We start from the raw sequence: 14,711 nt of genomic DNA, 5'->3' as shown, positions 1-14,711 counted from the left end.
TTTGGCCGGCGGCGGCGATCACGACACCATCTTGGCGTAACGCCCTCCGTTCAGCTACCGTACTGAACGTTGATCGGACGCGGCCAATTCGTGATTCCGACGCGCGGATTTCAATTCGATCCTGATATATTCGGTTCGTCGCGGCGTGACAAATCGAACCTGCCGGCCGCCCGGGCGGACGGAACGACAAGGCTAAGGGAGGATTCATGGAGATTCAGGCAATTCTCCCCGGCAAGGGACGCGATCTGCGGCTGGACCTGTTCCGCGGTGTCGCCAACTGGGCGATCTTCCTCGATCACATCCCCGACAATGTGGTCAACTGGATCACCACGCGAAATTACGGGTTCAGCGACGCCGCCGACCTGTTCGTCTTCATCTCCGGCTACACCGCCTCCTTCGTCTACGCCAAGATGATGCTCGATCGCGGCTTCATCGTCGGCGGCACCCGCCTGACCAAGCGCGTCTGGCAGCTCTACGTCGCCCACATCGTGCTGTTCGTGATCTACATCGTCTCGATCGGCTATGTCGCTCAGCGCTTCAGCGATCCGGAGATCATCAACGAGTTCAATGTCGCCGGCCTGGTCGACAGTCCGCTCGAAACGCTGCGCCAGGGCCTCTTGCTCAAGTTCAAGCCGGTCAACCTCGACGTGCTGCCGCTCTACATCGTGCTGATGGGGTTCTTCCCGCCGGTGCTGTGGCTGATGCTGCGCAAGCCGGATCTCGTGATGCTCGGCTCTTTCGCGCTGTATTTCGCCGCGCGCTGGTTCGGCTGGAACCTGCCGTCCTATCCGGCCGGCACTTGGTATTTCAATCCGTTCTGCTGGCAGCTGTTGTTCGTGTTCGGCGCCTGGTGCGCGCTGGGCGGCACCGCACGTTCGCGCTCGATCATCTTCTCCAGGCCGATGCTGTGGTTCTGTTGGGCCTATCTGGTGTTTGCGCTGGTGATGACGATGGCCGGCCGCTTCCAGAGCTTCGGCGAGATGTTCCCGACCTGGCTGTATGACGCCTTNCATCCGAACGACAAGACCAACCTCGCCCCCTATCGCTTCCTGCATTTCGCGGTGATCGTGGTGCTGGTGGTGAGGTTCGTGCCCAAGGGATGGGAANGACTCGAGTGGAAGGTCTCGACCCTCTGATCAATGCGGCAGCAGTCGCTCGCCGTATTCTGCGTCGGCGTCTTCCTGTCCTTCGTCGGCCACTTCCAGCTGATGATGAGCTCGGGCTCGCTGTTCGCGCAGATCGTCGTCAGCGTCGCCGGCATCACGCTGATGACGCTAGTGGCCTATTACATCAGCTGGTCGAAGAAGCAGGACAAGCCGATCAGGCCCGCCGCCAAGGTCGCAGCCGCACCGGCCGCCGAGCCCGCCGGCATGGCGGCGTCGGCAACCTCCGTGGCGGCAGCGGGCGTCGACGCCAGGTCGGCGGATGCGATATCGGCGGAGCCCGCCACGCCACAGGCAGCCGAGCCGACCCCAGCATCAGCGCAGTCGGTCCCCGCAGTACGGGCCGGCGGCTGACGCCGCCGTACCGAGCTGAGGCCACGCTTCCGTCGCGGTCATTTTGGCAAGAACTCGATCTGCCAGCCCGGTGGAGCGATCGGGACAATGACCATCTGCTTCGCCCCTTCGATCCGTTCGACAAAATCGCTCCACGGCTGAGGAGCTCGTGGCTTCTTCGCGGAGTGAACCAATGCGCTGTTGGCGAAGAGAATGAAGACCAGGACAAGCACGGCGCCGCGAAGCCGGCTTAGCTGATCAGCCGCTATGCAAAGATACCAGAAGAAGAACACGGAACCGACGTAGAAGTAGCGACCGTTGGCGTCCAGGACAGTTTGAAGATTGGCTCGGTATTTCAGCATCCCCGAGTAGAGGATGATCAGTGCGACCACAAGCATCGCGATCTTGATATCGCGATACGGCCGAACAAGTGCATACCGTCCCAGCGCGACGGCGCCGACGATCACGACGGCTATGCCCATTGGGCCGTAGCCGATGATCTTGTGGACGAGCGGCCGGAGAGGGTCGAGCCAGCGCAGCGGCATCGTCACCCACAACAGAGGCGAATACGGCGCTGGCTCGACGATGTTGAAGAGCGGCGCAACGTGGTGGCGCAGAAACATCAATTGGACGGCGGCCGCAACCGTCAGCAGCGCGGTGAGAACCAGCAGTCGCGACCGGTCGCGCCCGGTTGTGACCCACGTTTGCCAGACGAAAAGCGGGACCAGAAACATCGGCACCGGGCCGTTCAGTCCGACGACAAGGACAAAGGCGGCTTCGCCGATTAAAATCGCCCGCGACGCCGCGGCGCGCGAGAACAACAGGATGAACAATCCGAGCGGAAGAACCCATTGGGCGTTGGCGAGAACCCCGATGAGCTCGAAAGCCGCGGGAGCGCAGGCAATGGACAGCGCCGCCACGATCTTGGTGGGGAAGTCGAACCGCGGCGACGTCGCCATGGCGGCGACGATAGCGACCGCGGCAAGCGAGCCGGATACCTCGATGGCGGGCGCTGCAACCAGGGGCGCATGAGACGCGATCAGCGCGATCGACGCCCCATAGAGATTGAGCGTGCCGGCAATCGGATCGAGCAGGGACGCAAGCCCGAGATTGTAGGCCGAGCGGAAAAGGAAACCATCTTCGGCGTAGAACTGCGGCGCGAGAAAACATTGCGGGGCACGCAGGATCGTAATCAGGATCGCCGCAGCAACGACCGCCACGCGTTCACCGAAACTGAGCGGCCGCGGACCGCACCACGAGCTGGCGGCGAGCACAAAGTTGCGCAGCGGGTAATTCTGCATTGTGCACCCTCGAAATACTGCGTCGATAAAATGAGACCCGCCGCCTCTGGCCGCGCTGTCTGGCTGAAACCGAGTTTTGCTACCGCCGCTCAACGAGCGCGATGAACCGGAAAATTCGTTCTGATAAATTGATGTTATTGGTCGGGGCAGCTGGATTCGAACCAACGACCTGCAGTACCCAAAACTGCCGCGCTACCAGGCTGCGCTATACCCCGATCGATCCCGCGTGAATTACACGCTTCCCCTGCCGCCAGCAAGCCGAGCTGACGGCTATTGCTGCGACAGGCTGGCTGCGGCGGCCTTAGCGCCGCTTGAACAAGGGGTGGGCGACCTTGTCGCCGGCGGCGATGCCGAGCTTCTGCGCTGTGCCGCCCGAGACCTCGAGCACGCCGGTGACCGGGCCGCCCGACGGGATGATGCGCTCCGACATCGGCTCGGTGTTCTCGGCGATGCGCAGGATGGTGCCGTCGGCGCGGATGAAGATCATGTCGAGTGGGATGAGCGTGTTCTTCATCCACATCGTCACATTCTGCTCGGGCGTGAAATCGAACAGCATGCCCTGCCCGTCCGGCAGGCTCTTGCGGAACATCAGTCCGATCTCGCGCTCCTTCTCGGTGGTCGCCATCTCGACGCTGAAGACGTGGACGCCGGTCTTGGAGACGATCTCCAGGGTCTGCATCTGCGCCGCGCGGGCGCTCTGCAGCGCCAGACCGCACAACGCCACCACGGCGGCGACCAGGATCACCTTGGCCGCCGGCCAACTCGCTCGTTTCGTCATCAGCAAAATCCGTCGTTGATCGAACAGCGCCCCGGGCGATCTTAAAGCGTTTTCGCAGCCGGAGCTCCAGCGGATTCGCAAGCGGTACGGCAGCCATCACGCAAAAGCGCCGACGCAAAGGCGTCGGCGACGATCATTCTCGAAGTGGCTTGGAAAGAACCAAGGCAGACCAGCGGCGGCCGATCGGCCGCCGCTGGGCGTCAGTGCGAGGACAGCCCCGGAGCGCCGGTCTCGGGCTGGATCTCGGCGGCCATCATGCCCTTGGAGCCCGGCCCGAACCGCACCAGCACATACTGGCCGGGGCGCAGCTCGGTCATGCCGTAGCGGCGCAGCGTTTCCATGTGGACGAAGATGTCCGGGGTGCCCTCGCCGCAAGTCAGGAAGCCGAAGCCGCGCAGCCGGTTGAACCACTTCACCTGAGCGCGCTCGAGCCCCGACGTCGGCGTCACGCTGACATGGGTCCGCGCCGGCAACATCTGGGCCGGATGGATCGCGGTCGACTCGTCCATCGAGACGATGCGGAACGCCTGGTAGCCCTTGGCGCGCTGCGTGCACTCGACGACGATGCGAGCGCCCTCATAGGCGGTCTGGTAACCGTCCCGGCGCAGCACGGTGACGTGCAGCAGTACGTCCGGCCAGCCATTGTCGGGAACGATGAAGCCGTAGCCCTTCGAAGCGTCGAACCACTTGATGACGCCGCGGATCTCGACCAGATTTGCGGTATCTCCGATGCTGGCGAAATCTCGGCCGAACGCCTCGCGGGCTTCGCTGTCGCGGTGCGCTGCCGGACCGAAATCGCCCAAGCCCGCGCTTGAGCCTGCACCAAAGGGCTTGCCGGCACCGCTCACGAGCGGCCCGCCTGGCTTCTTGGACTCAAATCCGTCCGACCCCATGATCCCCCGGCCCCACTCGTCTTGCGCGGCATCGTTTTGCACGCGACATCGCCATACTCACCGCCGTCGCCGCTCGGTCAGCGCGACGTGCGATTCACAGGGCCATCTCCAAGGTCAGGCTTGATGACTACTCGGGATTCCGCCGCCGCGAATCTCTTGGCTTCGAAGATAACACCGGCCATCCCGCGGCAAAGACAAAAAAACACTTAATGCGAAGGCTATAAACAGCCTTGCGGGCCTGCGAATCATACGAGCTTGATCAGTTGCCGACGAATGGTCCGAGCGTCTCACCGATGTCCTGACGAATCACCAGATCGGCGATTTCGTCCTGTTCCGTCGGCTCGTTGTTGATGATCACCAGCTTGGCGCCGCATTCTTTCGCCAGCATCGGAAAGCCGGCGGCAGGCCACACCACCAGCGACGATCCGATGGCGATGAACAGATCGCAATGCTGCGCCAGATCGGTGGCGCGGCGCATTGCGTCCGTCGGCATCGCCTGCCCGAATGAAATCGTCGCTGTCTTCACAGGTTCGTCGCAGGCCGTGCAATGCGGCGCGTAGCCGGTGCGGTCGAACCATTCCCGCACCCAGGCGAGTTCGTGGCGCTTACCGCAACCGATACAACGCGCGTAGGTCGTGTTGCCGTGAAGCTCGACGACGTGATCGGAGGCGATACCCGAGGCCTGGTGCAGATTGTCGATGTTCTGAGTCACGATCGCCGGAATCTTGCCCGCCTTGTAGAGCGACGCGAGCGCGAGGTGGCCGCGTCCGGGACGCGCTTGCGCGAAGGTATGTTCCATCGCGAAGCGGCGGCGCCAGGCTTCGTCGCGCGCGTCCTGTCGCGCGACGAATTCGTCGAACGGAATCGGCCGGTTCCGGCTCCACAGACCGTTCGGCGAGCGGAAATCCGGAATGCCGGCCTCCGTCGAGATCCCGGCGCCGGTGAACGGCACGATTACCGAAGCATGGGCGATCATGTCGCCCAGCTGCTCAACCCCACTGCGAAGGTCCGTCGCAATCATTCAATGTCGATCCAAATACGGTCTCCGGCCGCAAGGCAGTGCGTCCCGCCGGTTCAGGAGAACCACAAAACACAGCTAAGGTCGCAGGTTCCGAATGCCCAGATTCGAAGCCACATTTTTTTGAATTGCAAGCGAGCGGCGGCACGCCGATAGTCGTATGTGTCTTCTTTGGATGACCTCCCCCGAAAGAGCCCCGCACCCTCCAAGGCGGGGCTCTTTTTCGTTGCGCAGACGGTCGATCCGCTCCCCCGATTTTTCCGGCTGCCGTGGCGGGCCTGCCCTGCTATTCCCGGCACGTCACCCAGCCCTTCCAACGGAGAAATTCGTCATGCGCTACCTCCACACCATGCTGCGCGTCCGCAAGCTCGACGCCGCGCTCAAGTTCTACGAAGGCGCGCTCGGGCTGAAGGAAGTCCGCCGCATCGACAACGACAAGGGCAAGTTCACGCTGGTGTTTCTGTGCGCGCCCGAAGACGTCGAACTGGTGAAGCAGTCGAAGGGCCGGCCGGCGCCGACCGTCGAACTGACTTACAACTGGGACGAGGAAGCCTACGGCGAAGATCGCTACTTCGGTCACCTCGCCTACGAGGTCGACGACATCTACGCGACCTGCGATCGGCTGATGAAGATGGGCATCACCATCAACCGTCCGCCGCGCGATGGCCAGATGGCGTTCATCCGTTCACCCGATCTGCACTCGATCGAATTGCTGCAGAAAGGTGATGCGCTGCCGCCGCAGGAACCGTGGCTGTCGATGCCGAACACGGGTCACTGGTAACAGCCCGGCTGCCGTAGTCGCCGATTGATCCCGCCTGACCGCTGAAACTTGGCGCGGAACCGACCGCTCTGTGTGGCGTTGGTTGTGCAAATTCAAGGAGGCGACAATGGCGCGTGGACTACTTCTCTGGCTGATCGGCGTTCCGATCCCTGTGATCATCGTGCTGTGGCTGCTATTCGGCCGCTGAGCAGATCATCGAACTAACAATAGCAGGCTTCGCTCTTTCGGGCGGAGCCTGTTTGCGTTGCGCGACTGCACAGAGTCAGGAGACGAATTTCACACCGAGCGTCGTGCCGCGCCGCCACACCACTTCGCAGTGCCGTGCGGAGCGGACGTCCCGCGAAAACCCGAGACGCAGCCGCGGCCCGAGCGACACGGCCTCGCTCACGACCAGCTTGGCGCCGGTGCTCGACAGGTCCAGAACTTCGCAGGGGCGCGCGGCGAAACCGCCGTCCAGCGTCACCCAGCCGTTCTGCCGCACCGATTTGCGCGGCTCCCGTTTCGTTTTGTCTTTCGCCATGGTCTCTTCTCCTGGAGCCCGATCTACCGCCGGCGATGTTGAAAAAGCGTTGCAAAATTGAACCAAAGGCGGGGGTATCGGCATTCGCCCGCGCAGGTCCCTTGCCCGGCCCGCCAAACGCCACTATAGGTTCGCCCGCTGGCTGCGTCGGCGCCCCCAGGGCGCTCTGGCAGGCTGGCCGTCGGCCCTTCGGTGGATACTCGTTCAGAGTGCCCGGTTCGATCGGCCGATTGCGCGACCGGGTTTCCGCCCCGGCTAGGCAATCGCAATGGTTGCAGCCGACGGCGGTTACGCTCCCTTCGTCTATCGGTTAGGACGCCACCCTTTCACGGTGGAGAGAGCGGTTCGATTCCGCTAGGGAGCGCCATCTTCCGCGTTGTCTCCAACACTGCTCACATCCAGCCGGCACGCCGATCACCCGCGATCGGCGAACGAGATCGCGCGACATTCCGCAGCATGGCGTCGATCACCACGTCGTCCAAACGCGGCGGAAGATCGTGGCCCATCCGATCGAGAAGCATGAATTCGGCTCCGGCGATCGAAGCGGCGATGTCCCGGCCGCAGTCGGGGTGGACGAGGCAATCTTCGGCGCCGTGAATGATCAGGGTGGGAGCTTTCACCGCGGCCAAGCGCGGCCTCAAATCACCGGTTGCCGCCATGGCGGCGATCTGGCGTGCTGTCCCTGCAGGATCGTAAGCGTGCTCGAACTCCTCCAGGATCAAAGCTCGTTGAGCAGCTTCGTCGAACGGAGCGTCCTCGCCCGCGATGCGACGCGCGAACGCCAAGCGATGAGCGAGATACGCGTACCAGTCGGCCAACGGATCGGGCACAGGCCCGGTCATCAGCGCCATGATATCGGATGCGGCCTGTGGCAGCGCCGGGTTGGCCGTACTCGACATGATGGCAGTGAGTGACAGGACGCGGTCAGGATGACTACTCGCCAGGATCTGAGCAATCACCCCGCCCATAGAGCGGCCGACCACATGCGCGGTCGTGAGCGAGAGCGCGTCGAGTAATCCGATGGCGTCGTCCGCCATGTCGTCGAGTGTGTAAGGCACCGACGGTCGCTGACCGCCCGCGATCGCAGCGGCCAGGGCACGGACATCAGGGACGGCGCGATCGTGCAAATGCGACGATCGCCCGCAGTCCCGATTGTCGTAGCGGACGACACGAAATCCTCGCGCGGCCAGCGCCGCGCAGAACGGCACCGTCCAACGGATCATCTGTGCGCCGAGGCCAGATATCAGCAGAAACGTCTCTGCCTGTTCGCCGCCGAAGCTGTCGTAGGCGACTCGCACTCCATTGGAGTTGATGAAGCCTGGACTTGAAGGCCGCAGCATCATGCCGCCGCCACATGGTCGACCAGCGGCAGCAATCGGGAGTCCGCGACCGCGGCGGTCCGATGCCCTAGGCCTGCGAGATAGGGCTCATGACTGGCGAAACTGAAGAATGAGCCGATACTCGATTGACGCACGAGCATCGCCAAATCCCACTGCTCATCGGCGGGACCGATCAGAAACGGGCCGCCACGGCCGACAAATAGAAGGTCGCCACCCGTCTCGCGCAGGATCGGCAAGGTATGGCGGATGTAACGATCGAACGCCTCCGCGCCGCTGATCGGCGCGGCAGGCGCAAGTTCAGGGTTTGCCGTATAGTCGGCGACCGCCCGAAAGCGCAGCAGATTCAGCATGACCACGCTGCCGCTGAGATTGCGCTGCACCAGTTGTCGGCCGGCTTCGTAGCTCGGTTCGAGATAGCAGGCCCGCGGATGCGAGGTCATGAAACCTCTCCACCGTCGCCGTGCGGACCAAAAGCCAGACGCAGCGCATAGCCGCTGACGTCCTTCGGCCATTCGGCCAGGTATTGTTCGAGCCGATGGCGATCGCCCGCAAACAGCGCGCGCGTCGCCTCTTCGTAGCCGGGGAAATCGCCGGCGATCGCATGCATGAAGTTGTAGGCCGCCTCCCTGGCGGCGCGCTGCCGATGCGGCGAACTGGCATTGCGGCGCGCGTCGTCGACAAGCCGCCGCAGTACCGAGGACGCGCCGCCCGGCTGTTCAGCCAGCCACGCCCATTGCGAAGGAAGCAGTGTCACTTCACGGCTGACCACTCCAAGCTTCGGGCGACCGCGACTGCGCGGCGCGGAGTCGTCGCTGTCCCCCGGCGCATTGCTGGATGCTGGACGATAGCGGCCGGCATATTTCGGCGTAGCTTGCCCTAGCCGCTCGATGACCTCGGCGTCGGTGCCGCGCAGATCCAGGTCGACAACGCGGCCCGTGGCGTCGTCGAACACCAAGATGCAGTCGGAGCGTCCCGTCTCTGCCGCCGACTTCACGGCAAGCGCGATGTCGGCAAGTGGCCCGGCGTGCAACAGCCGATGAACATCAAATGCCGTGCAGGGCCTGGAGGATCGGGCGGAATCAGACGAGTTCTGTACCATGCGGCTTTTTAGCCGGGTAAAATCGGCCCGTCAATAATTACCCGGGTAATTTAAACGCCCCTTCTTAGCTGGTTCGTTCGACCGCAAGGCCTAGGCGTCGCCGAGGCAAACACCGGGTCGTCGTGCGCTCAGCTTTGATGGATTTCAGTCCGAACGGGACGGCAGCCGAGGGCGGCGATTAGTTGGCGGGGTCGTCACTGCGCGTCGCCGATCAGCACCCAATAGCTTTCGGGACCAGCCCTGACAGCGTAGCGATCCGTGTGACCGCAACTGCGGCATTCGAACGAGCGCATTTCGTGGACGACTTCGACCGGCGACACGCGTGTCAACCACATGCTTCCGCCGCAGACAGTGCAGTTCGGTCGCTCAGCGCGCTCATCAATTCGAGACCGAGGTAACACAGCAATTCCTGCTTGCTGAAGTCGGCCAGCAGCGGGCGACTCGCAGGCTCACGATAGGGATTCGTGGCGGCTTCCGCTTGATTCACCGCAAGGTGCCTCACCGGCGGAGGATGCCGTTGCCCCTTCATGTTCGGACGAGCGGACGCTGCTATCACTGATGCCGGAGCGACTCGACTACTTCGGCCAGCATCTCACCGCGCAACACGATCCACTCGCCCTCCTCGGGAACAGCGTAATAATCGACCTGGCCGCAGTGGCCACATTCGAAAATTCGGAACTCGTCGGCGCCCTTGATCGGTGATATCCGCGCTAGAGCGGTCCGCGCTCCGCATCGCGTGCAGGGCGGCCTCCTTTTCACGAGCATCTCACAACTCCTAAATCAAGAAATCATCAACACGGCACCCAACCGAGCGCCTTCAAAATTCAGCTTTACGAATACATCGACATCCTTCGGGGCGAAGGAAACGCCCGACCTTCACAATTGTTAAACAATACGTGGCGATACGAAAGCGATAGTTGATACGGAGTAACTGCTAGAAATTGCAGTTGCACCACAAATTCAGCATTAACACCATGCTCTATTACCGTTCGCTCCCCATAGGGTGATCATGTCATGGCTCCCGTGCAAGATGACACGACACAGCGCGGGACCGATCGTTATGGTGTTGGACCTCGCAGCGTGCAAAGGAGAACGCAAATGACGTTGCCGAATGATCATAACCCGTCGATCGAGCAGTTGCAGGCCCAGGTCAACGCCACCATCCGTGAACACTGGAAGGCGTATCTTTTCGAAGGCGTGCTGTTCTTGATTTTCGGCCTCGCGGCGATCGTGCTGCCGCCGGTCGCGGGCATCGCCATCACCATCCTGCTCGGCTGGTTGTTTCTGATGACCGGCATCGCCGGTCTCGCGTTCAGCTTTTGGGCCCGCAGCGGTCCCGGCTTCTGGTGGTCGCTGATCTCGGCCGTGCTAGCCCTGTTCGCCGGCGTCGTGCTGATCGCCAGACCGGTTCAGAGCCTCGAGACGCTGACCTTGCTGATCGGGGTGTACTTCCTCGCCGAAGGCGTCGCCACCATCATGTACGCGCTTCAACACCGCGGTCAGTCGTCACAGCGCTGGGGCTGGGTGCTCTTCTCCGGCGTGCTCGACATTTTTGTGGCGTTCATCATCATCTCGGGCTGGCCGGGCACAGCCGGCTGGGCCCTCGGATTGCTTGTCGGCATCAATCTGGTGTTCGGTGGATCCTCGCTGATCGCGCTGGCGCTGTCGGCGCGCAACGCGCCCTGATCAGCGCGGCACCAGCACCGGCTATATCCGGACATCGGATAGGCCGCACCGAAGCGTGCGGCCGACGTGCCGAAAACCCCGGAAGATCGCCGGCGCAGATCGGTCTGCGCCGGCCGGCCCACCAGGCCTCAGCAGCCGCGGCAGATGCTCTTGATTTTGCGGTCGAGCTCGGCGTCGGCAGGATCGACCTGACCGATGCCGTTATTCGTCTTCGGAGCTGCTTCGTTTTCGAAAGTGGAGCGACGCGGCTGGCGATGACCGACCGGGGCGTTGCCGATGCCGCCCGCCGTTCCGGCGCTAGTGCCGCCCCCAGCTCCACCGCTGCCACCACTGCCTTGGGCAATGGCCATCGTCCCGGTGAGGGCCACGATAGCGGCCGCGACCATCATGCGTTTCATCGAACTTCTCCCAACTGCATCAACGCCGACTTATCTAGCGCGCCGGCGCATCATCAACCCGACACAGATCAACGTGCCGCTGCGATTTCGGTTGCTGCCTTGCCTCACGCGCCGGGCGGCGGATAGGCGTGCAGATCACCGCAATAGTCGGCCACACGATAGCGCGATTTGCTATCGCTTCCATCGCCGGTGAACAAATAATTCGGCCCCACCGGGGCTTTTCCGTATCCGCCCGGAATGTCGAGAACGTAGTGCGGCTGGCACAGGCCCGAGACGCGACCGCGCAGCTCCCGCAGTAGCGCCTGTCCTGCCTCCAGCGTCGTGCGCAGATGCGCAGTGCCGGGCGCCAGATCGCCGTGATGCAGATAATACGGCTTGATGCGGCATTCGACGAAGCCGCGCATCAAGGCCTCGAGCGTGTCGACGTCGTCGTTGACGCCCGAAAGCAACACCGATTGGCTGACCATCGGAATGCCGGCATCGATGATGCGCGCACACGCCGCACGCGCAGCCTCGGATAGTTCGCGCGGATGATTGGCATGAAGCGCCATCCAAACGGTTTTGCGCGGCACCGTCAGCGCCCGCACCAGCGCCGGCGTGATTCGCTCCGGGTCGGCGACTGGCAGCCGGGTGTGAAAACGGATGATCTTGACGTGGTCGATGCTGCCGAGCGCCGCCATGATGTCTGCGAGCCTCCGCGGCGACAGCATCAAGGGATCACCACCGGTGAAGATCACTTCCCAGATTTCCGGATGTGTCCGGATGTAGTCCAACGCCTTGGTGGTCGCTTCGGTCGAGAGCGCATTGTCCTTGCCGGGCCCGACGCTCTCGCGACGGAAGCAGAACCGGCAATACACCGCGCAGACATGTACCGGCTTGAACAGCACGCGGTCGCGATGCCGGTGCACAATGCCTTCGACCGGCGAATGCGCGGCGTCGCCGATCGGATCGGCGCGCTCGATCGGCAGCGCATCGAGCTCTTCCGCGCGAGGCACGTATTGCCGAGCGATCGGATCGTGAGGGTCCGTGGGATCGATCAGCGCCACGACCGCCGGCGTCAGCGCGATGGCGTAGCGCGCCGCGACGTCCTCCAGCACAACACGATCCTGCGTCGCAGCGAGGCCGCGCGCGATCAGCTCGTCGGGGTGACGTAGCGTCGCTGCCGCCGCAACGTCGAGCTTTCTGACCTCGCTCATGACCCCTCGCCTGCCGGCGGCGTCCACACCACCTGATCGATCATCGTGGCGCCGCTCGCCAGCATCACCAGCCGATCGAAGCCGAGCGCAACGCCGCTGGCTTCGGGCATGTGTTCAAGCGCGGCGAGAAAGTCCTCGTCGAGCGGATAGCGCTCGCCGTAGCGGCGCTGCTTCTCGTCCATGGCCGCATCGAACCGCGCCCGCTGCTCGGCGGCGTCGGTGAGTTCGCCGAACCCGTTGGCCAGTTCGACGCCGCAAGCATAGACCTCGAACCGCTCGGCGACGCGCGGGTCGGCAGCGCTACGCCGCGCCAGCGCCGCCTCGGGCGCAGGATAATCGTACAGCACGGTCAGCCGCCCGTCGCCGAGCTGCGGCTCGACATGCTCGACCAACACCTTGCTGAAGATGTCCGACCAATCGTCGTCTTCAGCGACGCGCACCTTGGCGGCCGCCGCGCGCGCCAGCGCATCGCGGTCGCCCGCGCTGTCATTGATCGTTGCCAGCAGGTCGATGTCGGCGAAGCGCGTAAAGGCTTCCGCCACGCTCAGCATCTGCGGCTCGGCCGCCGGATCGGCGCTACGGCCGCGGAAGCTGAACTGCTTGATGCCGGTCGTCGCTGCCGCCAGCGCGATCAGCGCGACGCAGTCGGAGATGACCGCCTGCACCGGTTCGCCAGCCCGGTACCATTCCAGCATGGTGAACTCCGGCAAATGGGTGCGGCCGCGCTCTCGGTCGCGGAAGACTCGCGCCAGTTCGAAGATTCGTTCCTCGCCGGCCGCCAGCAGCTTCTTGGCCGCGAACTCCGGCGACGTCCGCAGATAGCGCGTCCGCCGCTCGCAGCCCTCGCCGAGCAGTTCGGTCCGCGGCGCGTGCAGATGGGTCTCGTTGCCGGGCGAAATCTGCAAGACCGCGGTCTCTACCTCGGTGAAGCCGGCGGCCTCAAACCAGCCCCGCACGGCCTTGGTGACCGCCCCCCGGGCACGCAAAAAAGGCTGACGGTCCAGATACCTACTCCGGGTCCACCAGGGCGAGTCGGCGACTTCGGCCTGCATCTCAAGTATCCCCCGGGGAGCAGCGCAAAACGCTGGCATAAGCGTGCCAAATCAGTATGGTGCGGCCCGAAACCGCTTCGCAGGCCTCGGGATACCAATGCCCGGATCGGGCTTTGGGCAGAGCTTGGACCTGAACGACAGGAAATCGACCTTTGAGAGTCATCGCCAGTTCTATTCGCAAGGGCAACGTGCTGGAGCAAGACGGCAAGCTGTATGTCGTCCTCTCGGCCGAAAACATCCACCCCGGCAAGGGCACCCCGGTCAGCCAGATCGAAATGCGCCGGATCAGCGACGGCGTGAAGATCTCGGAGCGCTACAAGACCACCGACCAGGTCGAGAAGGTCACGATCGAAGAACGCAATTACAGCTTCCTCTACGAGGATGGCGAAGGCTTCCACTTCATGGAGCCGGAAACCTACGACCAGGTCCAGGTGGCCAAGGACGTCGTCGGCTCGTCGGCGCCGTATCTGCAGGAAGGCATGGTGGTGAAGCTGTCGATGCACGACACCACCGCCGTGGCGATCACCTTGCCGCAGCGCGCCACGCTCGAAGTGGTCGAGACCGAGCCGGTCACCAAGGGCCAGACCGCGTCGTCGTCCTACAAGCCGGCGGTGCTGTCGAACGGCGTCCGCACCGCGGTGCCGCCGCATATCGGCACCGGCACCCGCATCGTGGTGCTGACCGAAGACGGCTCCTACGTGGAACGCGCCAAGGACTGATTGGCCGGGCAAAGCCCCTCCTTTGCAAAGCCCGCCGCTCTGCCGGCGGGCTTTTTGCTTTTGACGAGGTTCCAGCCCGTAAAGGGGCGAAACCTTTGAGACCGACGGCGTGGCCCGGTAAGATGCCCGCATGAGCGCTCGCGATTCATTTGGCCCCAGGCCGACCCGCCGCCGTCTGCTGCAGCTCGCCCTCGGCGCCGCTGCGCTGGCACCGCTCGGCACGCAGGCCGCCGCCCCGCCCGGCTTCGACGAGTGGCGCGACAGCTTCCGCGCCAAGGCGCTCGCTAAAGGCATCTCGCCGCAGACCTGGGATCGCGTCATGGGCAGGCTCGAGCCTGACATGAGCGTATTCGCCAATTTCAAGAAGCAGCCTGAGTTCAACGAGCAGATCTGGCAGTACATCAATCGCCGTGATGGGACTGGCGCATCATCAA

General features: G+C 63.5%; 15 protein-coding genes, 2 tRNA genes and 2 pseudogenes. 6 read left to right on the top strand and 13 right to left on the bottom strand.

What is annotated here, in order from left to right; translation table 11 throughout:
- Nucleotides 1-206 precede the first annotated feature (206 nt).
- Nucleotides 207-1,517 (top strand): annotated as a pseudogene (locus I5M_RS29305) (OpgC domain-containing protein).
- A 38-nt stretch (nt 1,518-1,555) separates the two neighbouring features.
- Here the strand turns inward: I5M_RS29305 and I5M_RS07340 are convergent.
- The 5 genes from I5M_RS07340 to I5M_RS07320 form a co-directional block, all read right to left on the bottom strand.
- The gene (locus I5M_RS07340) at nt 1,556-2,797 is read right to left on the bottom strand and encodes a hypothetical protein (protein WP_022720806.1); all 1,242 of its coding nucleotides are present in this window, start codon (nt 2,795-2,797) and stop codon (nt 1,556-1,558) included.
- A 138-nt stretch (nt 2,798-2,935) separates the two neighbouring features.
- Nucleotides 2,936-3,012, bottom strand: a tRNA-Pro gene (locus I5M_RS07335).
- 86 nt (nt 3,013-3,098) lie between these two features.
- Nucleotides 3,099-3,575: a DUF192 domain-containing protein gene (locus I5M_RS07330; RefSeq protein ID WP_022720805.1), complete on the bottom strand. Its 477-nt coding sequence runs from the start codon at nt 3,573-3,575 to the stop codon at nt 3,099-3,101.
- 200 nt (nt 3,576-3,775) lie between these two features.
- Nucleotides 3,776-4,468 (bottom strand): cold-shock protein, encoded by a 693-nt coding sequence (locus I5M_RS07325; protein WP_031335731.1) that lies wholly within the window; start codon nt 4,466-4,468, stop codon nt 3,776-3,778.
- Between the two features lie 259 nt (nt 4,469-4,727).
- Nucleotides 4,728-5,489 carry a Sir2 family NAD-dependent protein deacetylase gene (locus I5M_RS07320; protein ID WP_022720803.1) on the bottom strand — a complete coding sequence of 254 codons (762 nt, stop codon included), beginning with the start codon at nt 5,487-5,489 and terminating at the stop codon, nt 4,728-4,730.
- A 328-nt stretch (nt 5,490-5,817) separates the two neighbouring features.
- Between I5M_RS07320 and I5M_RS07315 the strand changes: the two genes are divergently transcribed.
- Nucleotides 5,818-6,267 carry a VOC family protein gene (locus tag I5M_RS07315; RefSeq protein WP_022720802.1) on the top strand — a complete coding sequence of 150 codons (450 nt, stop codon included), beginning with the start codon at nt 5,818-5,820 and terminating at the stop codon, nt 6,265-6,267.
- A 262-nt stretch (nt 6,268-6,529) separates the two neighbouring features.
- On the opposite strand, the gene I5M_RS07305 is transcribed toward I5M_RS07315, so the two are convergent.
- Nucleotides 6,530-6,787 carry a PilZ domain-containing protein gene (locus tag I5M_RS07305; RefSeq protein WP_022720800.1) on the bottom strand — a complete coding sequence of 86 codons (258 nt, stop codon included), beginning with the start codon at nt 6,785-6,787 and terminating at the stop codon, nt 6,530-6,532.
- A gap of 292 nt (nt 6,788-7,079) precedes the next feature.
- Here I5M_RS07305 and I5M_RS07300 point away from each other — a divergent pair.
- Nucleotides 7,080-7,154: transfer RNA gene (locus I5M_RS07300), tRNA-Glu, on the top strand.
- A 25-nt stretch (nt 7,155-7,179) separates the two neighbouring features.
- On the opposite strand, the gene I5M_RS07295 is transcribed toward I5M_RS07300, so the two are convergent.
- From I5M_RS07295 to I5M_RS33075, 4 genes are all read right to left on the bottom strand, one after another.
- Nucleotides 7,180-8,130, bottom strand: coding sequence for an alpha/beta fold hydrolase (locus I5M_RS07295; protein ID WP_022720799.1), 951 nt, complete (start codon nt 8,128-8,130; stop codon nt 7,180-7,182).
- Nucleotides 8,127-8,567 (bottom strand): hypothetical protein, encoded by a 441-nt coding sequence (locus tag I5M_RS07290; RefSeq protein WP_022720798.1) that lies wholly within the window; start codon nt 8,565-8,567, stop codon nt 8,127-8,129. The genes I5M_RS07295 and I5M_RS07290 overlap by 4 nt, the downstream gene beginning before the upstream one ends.
- Nucleotides 8,564-9,226 carry a DUF2239 family protein gene (locus I5M_RS07285; RefSeq protein WP_022720797.1) on the bottom strand — a complete coding sequence of 221 codons (663 nt, stop codon included), beginning with the start codon at nt 9,224-9,226 and terminating at the stop codon, nt 8,564-8,566. Before I5M_RS07285 ends, I5M_RS07290 begins: the two co-directional genes overlap by 4 nt.
- A gap of 194 nt (nt 9,227-9,420) precedes the next feature.
- Entirely contained in the window at nt 9,421-9,561 is a 141-nt protein-coding gene (locus tag I5M_RS33075; RefSeq protein ID WP_199900024.1) for a hypothetical protein, read from the bottom strand.
- A gap of 763 nt (nt 9,562-10,324) precedes the next feature.
- On the opposite strand from I5M_RS33075, the gene I5M_RS07270 reads away from it, so the two are divergent.
- On the top strand, nt 10,325-10,912 hold the full coding sequence (locus I5M_RS07270; RefSeq protein WP_022720794.1) for an HdeD family acid-resistance protein: 588 nt from the start codon (nt 10,325-10,327) through the stop codon (nt 10,910-10,912).
- A 128-nt stretch (nt 10,913-11,040) separates the two neighbouring features.
- On the opposite strand, the gene I5M_RS07265 is transcribed toward I5M_RS07270, so the two are convergent.
- From I5M_RS07265 to epmA, 3 genes are all read right to left on the bottom strand, one after another.
- Nucleotides 11,041-11,310: a hypothetical protein gene (locus tag I5M_RS07265; protein WP_022720793.1), complete on the bottom strand. Its 270-nt coding sequence runs from the start codon at nt 11,308-11,310 to the stop codon at nt 11,041-11,043.
- Between the two features lie 104 nt (nt 11,311-11,414).
- On the bottom strand, nt 11,415-12,506 hold the full coding sequence (locus I5M_RS07260) for a lysine-2,3-aminomutase-like protein (protein ID WP_022720792.1): 1,092 nt from the start codon (nt 12,504-12,506) through the stop codon (nt 11,415-11,417).
- Nucleotides 12,503-13,558, bottom strand: a complete 1,056-nt coding sequence (epmA, locus tag I5M_RS07255; protein WP_022720791.1) for an EF-P lysine aminoacylase EpmA — start codon at nt 13,556-13,558, stop codon at nt 12,503-12,505. Before epmA ends, I5M_RS07260 begins: the two co-directional genes overlap by 4 nt.
- A gap of 152 nt (nt 13,559-13,710) precedes the next feature.
- Here epmA and efp point away from each other — a divergent pair, with 152 nt between their 5' ends.
- Complete coding sequence (gene efp, locus I5M_RS07250; protein WP_022720790.1) at nt 13,711-14,277, top strand: elongation factor P; 567 nt, start codon at nt 13,711-13,713, stop codon at nt 14,275-14,277.
- Between the two features lie 130 nt (nt 14,278-14,407).
- Nucleotides 14,408-14,711: pseudogene (locus I5M_RS07245) on the top strand (lytic murein transglycosylase); the annotation flags it as partial.

It is taken from the genome of Rhodopseudomonas sp. B29 (assembly GCF_000333455.1).
Classification (GTDB): Bacteria; Pseudomonadota; Alphaproteobacteria; order Rhizobiales; family Xanthobacteraceae; genus Rhodopseudomonas.
Note: the sequence above shows the minus strand (reverse complement) of the source record. Positions and strands in the feature narration are given on the sequence as shown.